The sequence below is a fragment of the Pantoea sp. PGP6 genome (assembly GCF_053474785.1).
Map to the genome: position 1 here is coordinate 64,996 of NZ_JBQBMA010000003.1, position 15,061 is coordinate 80,056.

At 51.2% G+C, this 15,061-nt stretch carries 16 protein-coding genes and 2 pseudogenes; 14 read left to right on the plus strand and 4 right to left on the minus strand.

Features of this window, described 5'->3' with window-relative positions:
- Positions 1 to 15: 15 nt before the first annotated feature.
- Entirely contained in the window at positions 16 to 1,356 is a 1,341-nt protein-coding gene (gene frlA, locus ACLIBF_RS22730; protein WP_089562206.1) for a fructoselysine/psicoselysine transporter FrlA, read from the minus strand.
- Between the two features lie 584 nt (positions 1,357 to 1,940).
- Here frlA and ACLIBF_RS22735 point away from each other — a divergent pair.
- The 4 genes from ACLIBF_RS22735 to ACLIBF_RS22750 all read left to right on the plus strand — a co-directional run bounded on the left by ACLIBF_RS22735 (position 1,941) and on the right by ACLIBF_RS22750 (position 6,505).
- Entirely contained in the window at positions 1,941 to 4,769 is a 2,829-nt protein-coding gene (locus ACLIBF_RS22735; protein ID WP_448310787.1) for a hemagglutinin repeat-containing protein, read from the plus strand.
- A 66-nt stretch (positions 4,770 to 4,835) separates the two neighbouring features.
- A complete protein-coding gene (locus ACLIBF_RS22740; RefSeq protein ID WP_001118645.1) occupies positions 4,836 to 5,759 on the plus strand; it encodes an IS5 family transposase in 924 nt (307 codons plus the stop codon).
- 93 nt (positions 5,760 to 5,852) lie between these two features.
- Positions 5,853 to 6,170, plus strand: coding sequence for a hypothetical protein (locus ACLIBF_RS22745; protein ID WP_448310740.1), 318 nt, complete (start codon positions 5,853 to 5,855; stop codon positions 6,168 to 6,170).
- A complete protein-coding gene (locus ACLIBF_RS22750; RefSeq protein ID WP_448310741.1) occupies positions 6,167 to 6,505 on the plus strand; it encodes a hypothetical protein in 339 nt (112 codons plus the stop codon). Before ACLIBF_RS22745 ends, ACLIBF_RS22750 begins: the two co-directional genes overlap by 4 nt.
- 88 nt (positions 6,506 to 6,593) lie before the next feature.
- Here ACLIBF_RS22750 and ACLIBF_RS22755 read toward each other — a convergent pair whose 3' ends face one another.
- Positions 6,594 to 6,728, minus strand: coding sequence for a SymE family type I addiction module toxin (locus ACLIBF_RS22755; RefSeq protein WP_448310742.1), 135 nt, complete (start codon positions 6,726 to 6,728; stop codon positions 6,594 to 6,596).
- 313 nt (positions 6,729 to 7,041) lie between these two features.
- Here ACLIBF_RS22755 and ACLIBF_RS22760 point away from each other — a divergent pair.
- The 10 genes and pseudogenes from ACLIBF_RS22760 (at position 7,042) to ACLIBF_RS22805 (ending at position 12,769) form a co-directional block, all read left to right on the plus strand.
- Positions 7,042 to 7,725 (plus strand): annotated as a pseudogene (locus ACLIBF_RS22760) (DNA/RNA non-specific endonuclease).
- A complete protein-coding gene (locus ACLIBF_RS22765; protein WP_448310743.1) occupies positions 7,715 to 8,050 on the plus strand; it encodes an immunity protein YezG family protein in 336 nt (111 codons plus the stop codon). The pseudogene ACLIBF_RS22760 and the gene ACLIBF_RS22765 overlap by 11 nt, the downstream one beginning before the upstream one ends.
- A 68-nt stretch (positions 8,051 to 8,118) precedes the next feature.
- Positions 8,119 to 8,958 (plus strand): VENN motif pre-toxin domain-containing protein, encoded by an 840-nt coding sequence (locus tag ACLIBF_RS22770; RefSeq protein WP_448310744.1) that lies wholly within the window; start codon positions 8,119 to 8,121, stop codon positions 8,956 to 8,958.
- Positions 8,959 to 9,269: 311 nt separating this feature from the next.
- Positions 9,270 to 9,428, plus strand: a complete 159-nt coding sequence (locus tag ACLIBF_RS22775; protein WP_448310745.1) for a hypothetical protein — start codon at positions 9,270 to 9,272, stop codon at positions 9,426 to 9,428.
- A gap of 9 nt (positions 9,429 to 9,437) precedes the next feature.
- On the plus strand, positions 9,438 to 9,785 hold the full coding sequence (locus tag ACLIBF_RS22780; protein WP_448310746.1) for an immunity 8 family protein: 348 nt from the start codon (positions 9,438 to 9,440) through the stop codon (positions 9,783 to 9,785).
- Positions 9,786 to 9,787: 2 nt separating this feature from the next.
- Entirely contained in the window at positions 9,788 to 10,033 is a 246-nt protein-coding gene (locus ACLIBF_RS22785; protein WP_448310747.1) for a hypothetical protein, read from the plus strand.
- Positions 10,020 to 10,277 (plus strand): hypothetical protein, encoded by a 258-nt coding sequence (locus ACLIBF_RS22790; RefSeq protein ID WP_354475705.1) that lies wholly within the window; start codon positions 10,020 to 10,022, stop codon positions 10,275 to 10,277. The genes ACLIBF_RS22785 and ACLIBF_RS22790 overlap by 14 nt, the downstream gene beginning before the upstream one ends.
- A 25-nt stretch (positions 10,278 to 10,302) precedes the next feature.
- Positions 10,303 to 10,668: pseudogene (locus ACLIBF_RS22795) on the plus strand (VENN motif pre-toxin domain-containing protein); the annotation flags it as partial.
- A 103-nt stretch (positions 10,669 to 10,771) separates the two neighbouring features.
- Positions 10,772 to 11,287: an O-acetyl-ADP-ribose deacetylase gene (locus tag ACLIBF_RS22800; protein WP_089562405.1), complete on the plus strand. Its 516-nt coding sequence runs from the start codon at positions 10,772 to 10,774 to the stop codon at positions 11,285 to 11,287.
- Between the two features lie 477 nt (positions 11,288 to 11,764).
- On the plus strand, positions 11,765 to 12,769 hold the full coding sequence (locus ACLIBF_RS22805) for a LacI family DNA-binding transcriptional regulator (RefSeq protein WP_312759932.1): 1,005 nt from the start codon (positions 11,765 to 11,767) through the stop codon (positions 12,767 to 12,769).
- Here ACLIBF_RS22805 and ACLIBF_RS22810 read toward each other — a convergent pair.
- Both ACLIBF_RS22810 and ACLIBF_RS22815 read right to left on the minus strand, forming a co-directional pair.
- Positions 12,762 to 13,646, minus strand: a complete 885-nt coding sequence (locus ACLIBF_RS22810; protein WP_312759930.1) for an NAD(P)-dependent oxidoreductase — start codon at positions 13,644 to 13,646, stop codon at positions 12,762 to 12,764. The genes ACLIBF_RS22805 and ACLIBF_RS22810 overlap by 8 nt on opposite strands.
- Positions 13,647 to 13,703: 57 nt before the next feature.
- Positions 13,704 to 15,059, minus strand: a complete 1,356-nt coding sequence (locus ACLIBF_RS22815; RefSeq protein ID WP_031377937.1) for an NAD(P)H-dependent oxidoreductase — start codon at positions 15,057 to 15,059, stop codon at positions 13,704 to 13,706.
- Positions 15,060 to 15,061: the final 2 nt, after the last annotated feature.

Genomic DNA, 15,061 nt, shown 5'->3' on the forward strand with positions numbered 1-15,061 from the left:
ACTCTCCAGACAGGGTTAAGAAACGTGAGCCAGACGGCGATTGCGCTTTTCCCAGAAGGCGTAAGCGGGCAGACCGGTAGCGATGACAATCAGGGCGCAGATAAGCCCCGGAACAGGCGCCCATACGAAGGTAGACGCCACAAGAATCAGGCTGGAGGCGATAGCGGCGAAGGTCATCAGACCGAAGGCGGGCGTGCGCCACAGCGGTTTGTAATCGTCGCGTTTGCGACACCAGATGATGGAGCTGAAGGTGAGGGTGTTTTTAAAACACATTACCAGCGTAAAGTAGCCGAGCAGGCTGGTGAGATCGGAAACGAAGATAAAGAAAATACCGAGTGCGCATTGCAAAATGATCGAGACATCCGGCGTGTTGAATCGGGGATGAACGTGAGCAAAGCTTTTGAAAAACAGCTTGTCTTTGGCCATCGCATATTCCAGCCGGGGCTGATACATCACACAGCTGGAGAGCGAGCCGAGGATGACAATAATGGCCGTCACCGCGACAAAAATACCCGCTACGCTACCGAGCGCCGGTATATAGGTGAGAGCATCGGAGAGCGGCGTTTCGGATGCAGCCAGTTTGTCGAACGGCATTAGCCCTGAAATCACCAGCGCTAACAGCGAGTAGAGCACCAGAACCAGCAGGCAGGATCCAATCAAGGCGCGTGGCATCGTTTTGCCCGGATTTTTGATTTCGCCGGTCATGTAACAGATCGACGCCATGCCGGTATAGGACCAGCTGGTGGCTGAAATTCCCGCCAGCAGTGCCATAAAGCCTGCTGTCGCGCTGGTCGTTACCGTACTCTGCGCGACGACAAAGTTGTCACCTTTTAGCCAGAAGATACCGATGCCGATCACGATGACAAAAGGAATGATTTTGGCGATGGTGATCAGCGTCTGAAAGGTGGCTCCGCCTTCTACCGAACGCAGATGCAGCAACATAAAAGCCAGAATCAGCCCGGTCGCTACCAGCTTGCCGCTCAGCGGATCGAGTGGGATCAGAAAGCCCAGATTACTGACAATCGCCAGCGCCATGATCGAGAGTGACGGCGCATCATTCGCCCAGAAGCTGGCCCAGCCAGACAGAAATGCCAGCGGACGACTGCCGGCGTTTTTCAGGTAAATATAATCGGCGCCGTTCTCAGGATAGGCAGTAGAGAGTTCCGCATAGACACACATCTGGGGAATGACGATAAGCCCGCCAATAACAAATGCCAGCACGGTAAGCCACGGCGTGCCCGCCGCTTTTGCAACTTCACCCACCGAAACGAAGATACCGGAACCGACGGTGGTTCCGACGGAAATTGCCAGCACGGCCCAGAAGCCGAGCTTGCGTTGCAGATCCTGGCTTTCCATATCGTTACCTTTTTTAATTTTCAGGGTTGTAGGGTTACGAGCAGCTCGTCGAAATAACGCCAGCAGAAAGCCGCATGTCCCTGAACGGCGCGGGTCATGGATAATCAGCCAAATGATTTAGTAACGAGATGACTCATAACAAATATAACAACACATGATGAATGTGATTGGCGAGGCAGATCACAATTTCATCACAATTGGCGACGATGAAAGCTTATTGGCAATCAATGCATTGATTTATATGAATATAATATTTCTGACGGGTAAAGCCAGGAGCATGCGACTCGTCATTACGCAGCAATGTCGGAATCAGTCGGTAAACCCTGATTTTCGCTGTGGTAGCGATTAAACGTCAAAACCCACCAGCGCCAGGCTGGTACTGTTTTTTGCGCTTTTCAAGGCGGATATTCGCGTTATCTCTACCACTAATCTGTCGGGAGAAAGAAATTCTGGTAAATGATTGGTTAATAATTACAGTAAATTCTGACATCCGATGAAATACCCTCAGCGTAACAATTAATAGTTCACCCAGCGATTCAACAAAGACCAAAAAAGGGCTTTTCAGCAAGAAAACGACTCACACCATCAGCGAAGAGAGTTCAACTGTCGAAAAAGGCTCACAGCTGAGCGGTGATCGGGTGTCGATCATTGCGGGTAATGACCTGACGGTAAAAGGTTCATCGGTGATTGGCGAAAGTGATGTGGGCCTGAAAGCCGGTAACGATCTTACCCTCGCAGCGGCTACTGAGAGCCAGACCCGCTATCGTCTGAGTGAAACCAAAAAGAGTGGCATGCTCAGCAGCGGCGGTATCGGCGTCACGTTTGGCAGCGCCTCGTCGAAACAGCAGTTGAAACTGGATGGTACGACCCAAAGCCAGAGTGCCAGCACAGTAGGAAGCACGGGGGGGAATGTCACTCTGGTTGCCGGACGCGATGCGCATGTGGCGGGTTCAGATGTGATTGCGAAGCAGGATATCAGCCTGGTCGGCGGATCGGTTACTATCGACCCGGGCAATGATACGCTGACACGTCGTCAGAGCTATGAGCAGAAACAGAGCGGCCTGACGCTTCAGCTCACCAGCCCGATTACTGATGCGCTACTCAGTCTGGGCTCGCAGGCAAAGGAGGCGGGTCAGGCAGGTGATGATCGCCTCAAGGCGCTTAATGCCGTGAAAATGCTGGAAAGCGGCTGGGCGATGTCAGGTGCTGCCGGGCAGTCCGCCACCGCGCTGGCTAATGGCAACATGAAAGAGGCTGGCATAAAAATCGCTCTTAGCGTCGGTGCCAGCAAAAGCAAATCCTCATCGGAATATAATAGCAATACCGTCAGCGGCAGTTCGCTCAGCGGGGGCGGTAGCGTCGCGGTGGTAGCCTCCGGTGGCAACGGTACCAGCGGCAATCTGACACTGGCAGGCAGTGGGATCACCGGCAACAACGTCACGCTGGCTGCCGCGCACGACCTTAATCTGGTTGCCGCCAGTAATAATACCGAACAGAAGAGTAGCAATAATTCATCTGGCTGGAGTGCCGGAGTCCATATTGCTATTGGCCAAAGCACCGGTATTGGCGTGCAGGCTAGCGGATTTATGGCCAGCGGTGCGGAAAACGGCAACAGTACGACGTTCGTCAACAGCCGCGTCAATGCCAAAGATAACCTGACCCTCAGCAGTGGTAACGACATGCTGCTCTCTGGTGCCCAGGCACTGGGCGACAGTATCAGCGTTAACGCGGGCAACAACCTTACGCTGGCCAGCCTGCAGGATACCGATAACTATCAGAGCAAGCAGCAGAGCGCCAGCGGCGGCTTCAGCTTTACCTTTGGTAGCATGACCGGCTCTGCTGGCCTGAGCCTCAGCAAATCTAAAATCAACAGCGAGTACGCGAGCGTCGGTGACCAGAGCGGGCTGTTTGCCGGCGACGGCGGTTATGACATCTACGCCGGCAACCATACGCAGTTGAACGGCGCAGTCATCGCTTCCACTGCGGATGCGGCAGATAACCGCCTCTCCACCGGCACGCTGGGCTGGGACAGCATCGGGAATCACGCTGCATACCACGCCAGCAGCACCGCCATCGGCATCAGCGGCGGATATGACAGCAGCATGGCCTCCGGCCAGCAGTTTGGCGGCGGCGCGCTTCCGGCGGTAGTGAACATGAGCGGTAGCGCCTCCGGCACCACGCATTCGGCCGTAGCGGATGGCTCGCTTACCGTGCGCGATACGCAGCGCCAGACGCAGGATGTGGCCGGCCTGAGTCATGACACGGACAATGCCAACGGCCATATCGACAAAATATTCAATAAAGAAAACGTTGCCAGTCAGATGGCGTTTGCCCAGGGCGTACAGGAGCTGGCGGGCAAAGTCGCCGGCGACGTCAGGGCCTGCAAGCTGGACGCGGCAGCGAAGGAGACCTCTGACCGCCTGCTTAAAGAGAATCCGGAAAACGCCAGTCTGTCAAAAGATGCGTTCAGCGCGCTGGTGCAGAAAGATGCAGGCTATAAAGCCGTGGCGGCTCAGTGGGGCACCGGCGGTACTTACTCGATGGTTGCCAGCGCCGTGGCGGGTGCACTGGGTGGACTGAGTGCGAATAACCTTGGTGCAGCCGCGGGCGGGGCGATGGCTCCTTACATCGCCAACGCCATCAAAAAGGCAACCACCACTCAAAACGCTGACGGCACGGAAAACACCAACCTGGTGGCCAACACCATGGCGCACGCGGTGGCGGGCGCAGTGCTGGCACAGATAGCAGGCAGCAATGCCGGCGCCGGCGCAGCCGGTGCCGCAGGCGGTGAGCTGGCCGCACGCGCAATTGTGGCGGCAATGTATCCTGACACCGGCATCAGCAAGCTGACGGAAAGCCAGAAGCAGATCGTCAGTACTCTAAGCCAGATAGCGGCAGGGCTGGCGGGCGGTATAGCGGCAGACTCGTCGGCCGGTGGTGCTGCCGGTGCCGGAGCGGGTAAGAATGCGGTGGAGAATAACTCGTTAAGCCTAGTAGCAAGAGGCTGTGCGATGGCTGCACCTTGCAGGACGAAGGTTGCAGAGCAGTTACTGGAAATCAGCGCAAAAGCCGGGATAGCTGGTCTTGCCGGTGCAGCTATCAAGGACGTGGCGGATAAGATGACCTCAGATGAACTGGATCATCTTGTTACCCTGGAAATGATGGGCAATGACGAGATAACCGGTAAATACCTGAGTTCGTTGCAGGATAAGTATGCGCCTTCGCATACAGGGAATAATGATGCTCAGATTAATGCCGGGCCAAATCATACAGGGAACAATGCTGGTCAGGTTGATGCTGGACCGAATCATACCGGTAATAGTGGCAGTCAGATTATTACCGGACCAAATCACACTGGTGGGGACCAGTCTTTAGAGCAGTTGCCAAACAATACTGGTAACAGGCTTTGTTGAATAAATCGAACTTTTGCTGAGTTGAAGGATCAGATCACGCATCCTCCCGACAACACAGACCATTCCGTGGCAAAGCAAAAGTTCAGAATCACCAACTGGTCCACCTACAACAAAGCTCTCATCAACCGTGGCTCCCTCACTTTCTGGCTGGATGATGAGGCGATTCAGGCCTGGTATGAGTCGGCAACGCCTTCATCACGAGGAAGGCCCCAGCGCTATTCTGATCTCGCCATCACCACCGTTCTGGTGATTAAACGCGTATTCCGGCTGACCCTGCGGGCTGCGCAGGGTTTTATTGATTCCATTTTTGCCCTGATGAACGTTCCGTTGCGCTGCCCGGATTACACCAGTGTCAGTAAGCGGGCAAAGTCGGTTAATGTCAGTTTCAAAACGTCCACCCGGGGTGAAATCGCACACCTGGTGATTGATTCCACCGGGCTGAAGGTCTTTGGTGAAGGCGAATGGAAAGTCAGAAAGCACGGCAAAGAGCGCCGTCGTATCTGGCGAAAGTTGCATCTTGCTGTTGACAGCAACACACATGAAGTTGTCTGTGCAGACCTGTCGCTGAATAACGTCACGGACTCAGAAGCCTTCCCGGGCCTTATCCGGCAGACTCACAGAAAAATCAGGGCAGCCGCGGCAGACGGGGCTTACGATACCCGGCTCTGTCACGATGAACTGCGCCGCAAAAAAATCAGCGCGCTTATTCCTCCCCGAAAAGGAGCAGGTTACTGGCCCGGTGAGTACGCAGACCGCAACCGTGCCGTTGCTAATCAGCGGCTGAGCGGAAGCAATGCACGGTGGAAATGGACAACGGAATATAACCGTCGCTCGATAGCGGAAACGGCAATGTACAGAATGAAGCAGTTGTTGGGAGATTCACTGACGCTGCGTGACTACGATGGTCAGGTAGCGGAAGCTATGGCCATGGTGCGTGCGTTGAACAGGATGACAAAGGCTGGGATGCCAGAAAGCGTGCGTATTGCCTGAAAATCCAGCCAGCTACAGGGTCGTTCGCAAGAAATCTTATTTATTCAACAAAGCCCTGGTAACACTGAAGGTGTTCCTGATTTACCAAATTACATGGAAAGTCAGGGTTATGAACCAAATAAAAACGCTGTTGGAAATATGGGTGAATTCCTGAAACAACCGGGGTTCGGTAGTACAGTTAAGGATAACACCCAAAAAACCAATCAGCAGTATCAGGGGCAAGCCATTTACAAAGCCACTGATAATGTTGGCAATTATATTAAAAAAGGCGACCAGTTTTATCTGGATGGTTTACATAAGGATCATATTGAAGTTTTTGATAAACGAGGAAACTTCAGGGCCGTTCTGAATTTGGATGGTTCTATAAACGAAAGAAAAACCCAAGAAGCCGAAGGACGGAAATTAAAATGATGTCAACTTTAAGCAGGCTTAAAAGTAGTCTGCTCACACTGTGGGCAGAGAAAAAAGTAGCATCTGGTATAAACATTGAGTCGGGTGTCGTAGAAAATTATGAGAACTATGTGGCCGATTTTTTCAAGGCGACTAAGCTGCTTGAAAAAACTATAAAAGAAAAAGATCAGGTGGCCATTAGGTGTGCATTAACAAGGGTAAGAATGGCATCTTTAAATATGTCTAATCTTTACCAAGATATTATTGATGACGTTGTAACGATAAATCAGCAAGAATCTTGGCCCGAAATACCAGAAGGGTACAAACTTCCGGATCGTTATAGTGAACCTGATTGAAAAAGTCAGGCAACAATTGCGTAAGGACAAAAAAGGGTTACCTAAATAACTAAAGATTCCGGCCATTGAGCCGGGATCTTTTTGCCAGTTACTCAGCAGGCCGGATCACCAGTTGCCCCTGTTCAACGGCCACGGTAACCGGCGTATCGGTTCCGAATCCGGCCTCTGCCAGCCAGTCGCCCTTCAGGTGCAGGCTGGGCGTGCGGCTGTAGTATGTGGTCATACCGGTAGCCCGCTTAATATGCCGGACACTGGTGTATCCGATTTTAGTTGAGAATAACTCGCTGAGTGTGCCGCAGATAGATGATTTTGCGGCAAGAGCGAAAGGGTGTGACGCTCGTGGTGACTGCGGTCAGATCGTGAAGGAAATGGAAGATCTGAGCCTAAAACAGCAGCAGAAAATGATCGCGGTCTGCTCTGCCAATCCTTTGGCCTGTAAGGATAAGTACGGTGATATCCCGGCTAATGGAATGCTGGTACGTGAAGCGATAGATCGCGTACTGGGTGCAAATGTGCCGTCAAAAATGAAGAATGATATGTCTTCATTGCTGGCGCAGCAGATTGAGGCAGAAGGCGTTGTCTCCAGTACTGAATTTGCTAATCAACTGAAAACCCGTTACGGAATAGACGATCAGCAGGCTGATATTTTAGCGACTGCTGCTCTTGGTGCTGTTACCGGTGGAATGGGCAAAGGCGGGAAACCTGCCGCTGGAACGGTAGGTAAGAATATTGTTGTTGTTGACTCAGGTAAGAAAGGAGCCTGGAACAAAGCGATGAATAAGCCGGAGCCGAATACGGTTTATAAGGTTGATGGTGATAAAACTTTCCATACGGATGCACAAGGTCGAACCAGTCTTGCTGCAAGCACTTTATCTCCGACGAAAAATGATCGTAATGGGTATCAGCAATGTAAAGCAGGAAAATGCGGAAATACGGGTGATGAAGGTGGCCATTTAATAGCCAGTATATTTAATGGCCCTTGAGAAAAATTAAACCTGTTACCAATGGATGGAAACCTGAATAAGAGGGCCTGGAAGCAGATGAAAAATACCTGGACTAAGGCATTAAATGAAGGAAAAGAGGTAAAAGTCCGTATCCAGCCGTCTTATACTGGTAGCAGCCTCAGGCTGGATAAGTTCTATGTAGAGTATTCTATAAATGGCGGAAGGCCGATATCTGATACGTTTAAAAATGCACCAGTGGTAAGTGATGCGAACTGATCAAGAGATTTATAATGACATTGGTTCAATACTGCTATCTATTGTGCCTGAAGATGCATCTAAAGTTATCATGAGAGCAGAACTGTCTTCTGAAAATGATCATTGTAAATGTGAGTTTGATTATATAAATGCAGACACAGGCGATACTGATTGGTTTTCGGCTGGGGCACAAGCAAACAGTGACTTATTTGATTTTCTTGTGGAGTTAAGAAATTATTTTATAGATAATTTTAAATCTCAAGAAAAGCCGTTCTGGCATGGTTGTGAAGTAACAGTAGATGTAGAAACCTTAAAGATTAATATCGATTTTAAATACGACGATTAATATATAATAGATCCCGGCCAAAAGTCGGGAGCACTTTCCTGTTACTCAGTTACAAGCCGGATCACCAGTTGCCCCTATTCTACGGCCACGTTAACCGGCGTGTCGGTCCCGAATCCGGCCTCATCCAGGCAGTCGCCACTAAAATACAGGGTGAGCGAGCATCTTTAACCTACAATGCTGACGGCACGGAAAACACCAACCTGGCGGCAAACACCATGGCGCACGCCGTGGCGGGCGCAGTGCTGGCACAGATAGCAGGCAGCAATGCCGGCGCTGGCGCCGCCGGTGCCGCAGGCGGTGAGCTGGCCGCACGGGCGATCGTGGCGGCAATGTATCCTGACACCGACATCAGCAAGCTGACGGAAAGCCAGAAGCAGACCGTCAGTACTCTAAGCCAGATAGCGGCGGGGCTGGCGGGCGGTATAGCGGCAGACTCGTCGGCCGGTGGTGCTGCCGGTGCCGGGGCGGGTAAGAATGCGGTTGAGAATAACTATCTGAGTCAGAAACAGCAGGCTCAGAAAGAGAAAGAAATTGCTGAATGCCAGACAGTAGCCTGCAAAGCGGGAGCACAGGCGAAATGGACGGCGATTGACTTGGGTCAGGACGGCAGCTTTGCGGCGGGCATGGTGGCCGGGGTTCCGGCAGGTCTGTATGACGCTGTGGACAGCATTGTGAAAACAGCCAACAGTCCGGTGGAAACCTACGAAGCATTGAAGACGCTGTTTAACAGCGGCGATGTGCTGGGCAATGTCTCGGATGCGGTGAAACAGTCCTACATTGACCGTATCGACCAGATGGAAGCGGAGTATCAGAAGGCCGGAGCCAGCGGCTCGTTTAATGCCGGTGTTGAAGGCGGGAAGCTGGTCACGGATATCGCAGGCCTTCTTGCTGGCGGTGCCGGGTTGTAAAAGGTGGTGCGGTACTGACGGAGAAGGTAGTTGCTAAGGTTGCGGGTAAGGCTGAATCGGCAACTGTAAATGCAGGAAAAGCAACCAGTGGTGCGGAAAACGCAGCTACTTATCCGAAGCTGAAAGAAGATCTGGTACAACAAAATCTGAACAATATTGCAAAGCAGGATCCGCGACTGGATGCGGTTGTTAAAGGTGATAACGGGAAACTTAATTATGGTGTTGGCTCAGGTACTAATGCAGAAGCTGACCGGTTAGGTCAAATCTGGGTTGGTGATGGAGCAAAATCGACCAGTGATGGAGCGGGACTAATGAGTGCTGATGGAATGCGTGTATATCGCTATCCCGCACCAAAGAAAAATAGCCCATATGCAACAACAGGTCTTCAAGCTAACTTTGAATCTTTTAAAATAGATCCTGTTACAGGAGACAAAGTTAAAATCGGCAATGGACATCTAAATGTAAAATAGGTAATGAGCATGAAAGCCACTTTAAAAAGCATCTCAAGTGATAATTATGACTTGGATAAATATTACCCAGAAGATGACGAACCATTCTCTCTTCGTTTGCTGATTCGTATAGGGACTGATGATAATGGCGGGGCAGATAATTTTGATCTTCGTATCTGCACCCCCGAATGGCTTTGCAAACACCAGTGGCTACCGGAACTGATGCGCCATACGCTTCTGGTTCGTAAATATGATCTGGATGAGATCAAAAAGACCATCACTGATTATATTGATCAGTGCGAAGGTAATGACTGGATGGAGATAGCGCAAAAGCTTTCCCGCGTCTTCGCCTGGGAGTATGAAGATTATCAGCCCTGAAATTGAATAAGGACGGCACCACCCAGAGCCAGAGTTTCAGTACCGTGGGGTCGACGGGCGGCAGCGTCAGCATCAGCATCAGCATCAGCGTAGGCGGTGAAATAATAAAAGGGGTCGGCTCAAAGCTTGGAAAAGATGCAGTATCTGATTTAACAGGTGCAGTTCTTGGAGGCTACATCGGTGAGAAAACAGGGAATGCTGTAAAAGATGAACTTGATAAGAAGGATAAAACCGATGCTAAAAAATAATCTTTCTAGTTTGATCAAACTCATATTGAGTTGCCTGATTTTATTTCTTATTGGTGATGTTGTAGCTGAACTACTTGCATCAGTGATTATTTATTTTAAAAAAGGTTTTTTCCCGTTCAGTTGGAGGGATGTTTTTGACTCTTTCTTCAGATCCGGGTATGTCGGCGGCCTCATTTTGGGTGTTGGGATCTGGATAAAAATCTGGTTAAAGGAGAGAAAAAGCCAGACAACTCCGTCTGAATGAATGCTCGATTCCAACCCCAGCGGCTAAGTTTGTTGTTGAGAATAACTATCTGAGCCAGAAACAGCAGGCTCAGAAGGATAAAGATATTGCTGAATGCCAGACAGTAGCCTGCAAAGCGGGAGCGCAGGCGAAATGGACGGCGATTGACATGGGTCAGGATGGCAGCTTTGCGGCGGGTATGGTGGCCGGGGTTCCGGCAGGTCTGTATGACGCTGTGAACAGTATCGTGAAAACAGCCAGCAGTCCGTCGGTGGAAATTTACGAAGCACTGAAGACGCTGTTTAACAGCGGCGATGTGCTGGGTAACGTGTCGGATGCGGTGAAGCAGTCCTACATTGACCGTATCGACCGGATGGAAGCGCAGTATCAGAAGGCCGGAGCCAGCGGCTCGTTAATGAAAAATCTGGACATGATTGTTATTCCACTGACAACAACGAAGCGCAGAATCGATGTTCACTGAGCTAATCACTAAAGTTAAAAAGCAGGCAAATACGATGAATAAAATAACCGTAATTCAGGGTGATATCACTAAAATCGCGGCAGAAGCGATTGTCAATGCCGCCAATTCTTCATTACTGGGTGGCGGCGGCGTTGATGGCGCAATCCACCGCGCAGGCGGGCCGGCGATTCTGGCTGAGTGTCAGGCAATCCGCAATCGTCAGGGTGGCTGCAAAGTCGGTGATGCCGTTATTACCGGCGCAGGCAATCTGCCCGCTGATTACGTCATCCATACCGTTGGCCCGCGCTGGAGTGATGGAAGACATGACGAAGATGCGCTGTTAAGAAGGGCCTACCTGAGTTGTTTTAAACTCGTCGACCAGCATGACATCAAAACGGTTTCGTTTCCCAACATCAGCACAGGAATTTATGGTTTCCCTAAAGAACGTGCCGCGGCGATTGCCTTAGAAGTAATCAAACATTGCATCGCTGAGAACAGCAAAATCGGCAAGGTTAACTTAGTCTGCTTTGATGCGGAAAATTATGATCTGTATCTTAAACTACTGGCCTGAGGATTGGTGCGAGCAGGTCAGAGGATGCGTTTATTAGCCAGGACAAACGTCCTGAAGGTCAGCCGCATTGGCATCCCGCTGAAGAGCAGTGTCTTCGTTGTTGAGAAGGCTCTTCGAGACAGGCCGGCCTGTCGAATGCTGTCTGAATCTTAATCGCCAGGGCAGCTGAAAGGCGCCAGAGCGACAGACAGGGTAAAGGAAATCACCCGTCACGCTTAAGACTGCTCCCTATGCTGAGGACTATTACTGGCTGCGCGTGGATCCTGGTGTGACGGATCTGCCGGAAAAGAGTTTGGCTAAAGCCCGGACATCTCAAAACAGCCTTAATCACCTCCCGCCAACACCAAATCCTCCAAAGCTGAGTAATGCAGTCTCACGCCTGCTAAAGAAGGCTGATCACTGAAGAACGTTTATCTTATGAAGTGATTAATCTAACATGACCTTAGCTAACCTGATGATGTGAGGCTGAGTGTTGCGTTGACAGAGAAAAAGAAAAGTACCATCAAAGAGGTGGCGGCCTTAGCAGAGGTCTCTATCGGTGTGGTTTCTCGGGTATTGAACCCCGGTTCAGGTTCAGTATCTGAACGCACCCGTCAGCGTATTCTGGAGGCAATGCAAACGCTGAATTACACTCCTCAAAGTGCCGCTCGTGAGCTTAAAACCAGTCTGAATAACACTATCGGCCTGGTTGTAGCAGACATCGCAAACGATTTTTTTTCTGAGATCTCCGATCTCATTGTCCGCCGCGCCAGAGAAATGGCGATGAATGTCATTTTGGTGACTACCCAGGAAGACCCGCTGCTGGAGCGGGAAAGCTTGAGTATGTTGATGCAAAAGCGGGTTAAAGCCATCATAGCAACGCCCACCAGCGCAAATAGCGATATGTGGCAATCCATTAGCGAAATGGGTATCGCTATTGTTTTCATCGATCGCTACCTTAGCGAGGTGACACATGCCAGTGTCATCGGCTTTAACAATGAAGCTTCCGCTTGTGAGGCAACCCGTTATCTTGCTCAGCAAGGCCATCGCCGTATTGGCTGGATAAGCGGGCCGCTGAACACCTCGACCTCTTTGCAAAGGCTGAAGGGTTATAAACAAGGATTGAAAGAGTATGGAATTGACTGGGAAAAACAGTATGCGGTAGTGAAGAACTTTCGTGATCCGCTAGCCAGTCAGGCGCTTGATGAGTTGTTATCGCTTGAAGAACCACCGACTGCAGTCATTATTGGAAATACGTCGATTGCACCGATGATTATGTCGCGCATCCGGCAGTTGAAGCTCTCTGTTCCTGAAGACCTCTCGCTGATTGTTTACCATGACAGCCACTGGAGCCGTCTCCTGAGCCCGTCAATAAGCGTTATCAAACATCCTCTTGAAGCGTTGGCCGATAAGGCACTATTAAGTCTCTCCGTTGAGAAGCAGACGACCTGTGAACTAAACAGCACGTTAATCAAACGTGAGAGCGTGGCCCGGGTTAAATAGTCATGCCGTTTAAACGCTGAATTTGCCTGATAATGGCGCAGTGATCTAAGTCGCCATCGCCAGCTTCAATCATCTGGCTGAAAAGCTGGTTCACCGTCTCAGTCAGCGGCAATGTCAGACCAAATTGCTCAGCCAGCGCCACACTACTGCGCGTATCTTTAAGCTGCCACTTTGCCGCGCCGCGGGCCTTAAAGTCCTGGTTTACCATACGTTCCCCTTGCTGTTGCAGCAGGGTTGAGTCAGCAAAACCACCCAGCAATGCTTCCCGCACTTTTGCCGGATCGGCTCCGCCGCGCTGGGCAAGGGTAAAGGCTTCCGACAACAAGCTTAGCGTGCCTGCGACAATAATCTGATTGGCGAGTTTTGTCAGCTGACCCGCGCCCACCTCACCGACCCGCGTGACTTTTCCCAGTTGAGACAGCAGAGGGCGTAACCGGTCAATAGTTTCTGCCTTACCACCGGCCATCAATGACAATGTGCCGTTTTCAGCCCCCGAAGTGCCACCTGAGACAGGCATATCGATATAGTCCGCCTGTGCTGCGTTCGCCTTGTGTTGCTGCTCAATCACAATCTGTGGCGACAGGGTGCTCATCATAATAATGACTGCTTTTTTCTCGATGTGCTTCAGCGCATCATCAGTAAAAAGAACATCGTTACAGGCTTGAGCATCGCTCAATAAACAGATGATGACATTACTGCCTGCTATTAACCGGGCGGGCGTGTCTACCGCCGTAACGCCATACTTTTCCAGCGCATACGCTTTATCTTTAGAACGATTCCACACCGCAACGGAGTAACCGGCAGCAGCTAAGCGCCGTGCCACCGGCTGTCCCATTAATCCGGTGCCAGCCAACCCAATACGTATTTCTGAAGCCATGTTGTTCCTCCTGACATTACCCGCTACTGCAACGTCAATAGCGGGTAATGTCACTGTTTATAATCCTGCCAGACTGACCATCTGCTTGCGCAACTCGACGATATCCAGATTGTTATCAAACTGAACATCTGAAAAACGCACCGCTTTGTCTTTGGCGACATCTTTCACCAGACGAACGTGATGCGCTAATCCCATAGGTAACAGATCCTGCGCCACGCTGATGTTAGCAGGCAGAGCATTGGCCCAGACGGTAAACCCACCTTCGCCATCCAACATTTCGCCCGCTTTGAGGTCTCGTTTAGCCGTTGCGACAGCATCACCCCGGAAGCTTAAAGCCGAACCGGTGGCTTCATTACGCAGCACCGCAGAGAGAATACTGATGCTGGTTTCAAGGCCAATGAGATGGAAAGGGCGCCACATAGAGGCATACCAGCCACTGGGATCGGTCAACAGTCCGTACTGTTTAAAACAGGCGCGGCTGTATTCATCCCGGGCTTTAAAGGTGACAAATACGCCATAGCGAATGTTGTTCAGTACCTCCCTGCCATCAGGCTCCTGGCTGGCAGCAATATCCACCAGACCGCTACGGCTCAGTCGCCCACCGTCAGACTCAGGTGAGAAGACCCGCGCCAGGTCATGCACACCGGCTGGAGGGAAGGCCAGTCCGTTATCAGGACAATCCAGTCCGGTAGCGTTGGCCACCGCCGCCATTTCAATTGCCGCTTTAGTGCCGTCGGTGAAGGAATTGTACATCTTTGGATTAAAGTCTCCGGCCGCCACTTCTTCTTCGCTCCAGCCAAAAAATCCCCAAACTGTATCCGGAGTAGAATAGCGATAGCGTGGTTCAAAGTTCATGCCTTTGCCGGCCGCAACAATTTCAAATCCACAGGCTTTGGCCCAATCCACCAGCTCACAAATAATGGCGGGTTGATCGCCGTACGCCATGCTGTAAATCACACCATTTTGACGTGCACGCTCAGCGATTAACGGGCCACACAGCACATCGGCCTCAACGTTTACCATCACCACATGCTTGCCATGTTCAACCGCATGGAGTGCATGACGCGTTCCCGCCAGCGGATGTCCAGTGGCTTCAACAATGCAATCGATCTGCTCGCAGCGGAACAGTTTTTCCGCATCCTCAACCACACAGGTTGAACCTTCGCGTAACGCAGCCTCGATAGTTTGTGCCTGATACTGAGATTCAGGCCAGCCCACACGCGCCAGAGCTGCACGGGCTTTACTCACGTCAAGATCGGCAATGGCGACCACCTGTAAACCGTCCAGATGGCGCAGTTGGGCAAGAACCATCGACCCAAATTTACCTGCGCCAATGATGCCAACCCGGATCGGTTGTGCTGCACCTGATTTCACGGCACAGGCACGCTCAGCTAACAGTGCTGCTAAGTTCATTT

Coding starts and splice junctions, on each gene's coding strand:
- ACLIBF_RS22755 (WP_448310742.1), bottom strand. CDS start 6,728: ATGACCACATACTACAGCCGCACGCCCAGCCTGCACCTGAAGGGCGAC.
- ACLIBF_RS22775 (WP_448310745.1), top strand. CDS start 9,270: ATGAGTGCTGATGGAATGCGTGTATATCGCTATCCCGCACCAAAGAAA.
- ACLIBF_RS22800 (WP_089562405.1), top strand. CDS start 10,772: ATGAATAAAATAACCGTAATTCAGGGTGATATCACTAAAATCGCGGCA.
- ACLIBF_RS22745 (WP_448310740.1), top strand. CDS start 5,853: ATGGAAAGTCAGGGTTATGAACCAAATAAAAACGCTGTTGGAAATATG.
- ACLIBF_RS22815 (WP_031377937.1), bottom strand. CDS start 15,059: ATGAACTTAGCAGCACTGTTAGCTGAGCGTGCCTGTGCCGTGAAATCA.
- ACLIBF_RS22765 (WP_448310743.1), top strand. CDS start 7,715: ATGCGAACTGATCAAGAGATTTATAATGACATTGGTTCAATACTGCTA.
- frlA (WP_089562206.1), bottom strand. CDS start 1,356: ATGGAAAGCCAGGATCTGCAACGCAAGCTCGGCTTCTGGGCCGTGCTG.
- ACLIBF_RS22810 (WP_312759930.1), bottom strand. CDS start 13,646: ATGGCTTCAGAAATACGTATTGGGTTGGCTGGCACCGGATTAATGGGA.
- ACLIBF_RS22780 (WP_448310746.1), top strand. CDS start 9,438: ATGAAAGCCACTTTAAAAAGCATCTCAAGTGATAATTATGACTTGGAT.
- ACLIBF_RS22790 (WP_354475705.1), top strand. CDS start 10,020: ATGCTAAAAAATAATCTTTCTAGTTTGATCAAACTCATATTGAGTTGC.
- ACLIBF_RS22750 (WP_448310741.1), top strand. CDS start 6,167: ATGATGTCAACTTTAAGCAGGCTTAAAAGTAGTCTGCTCACACTGTGG.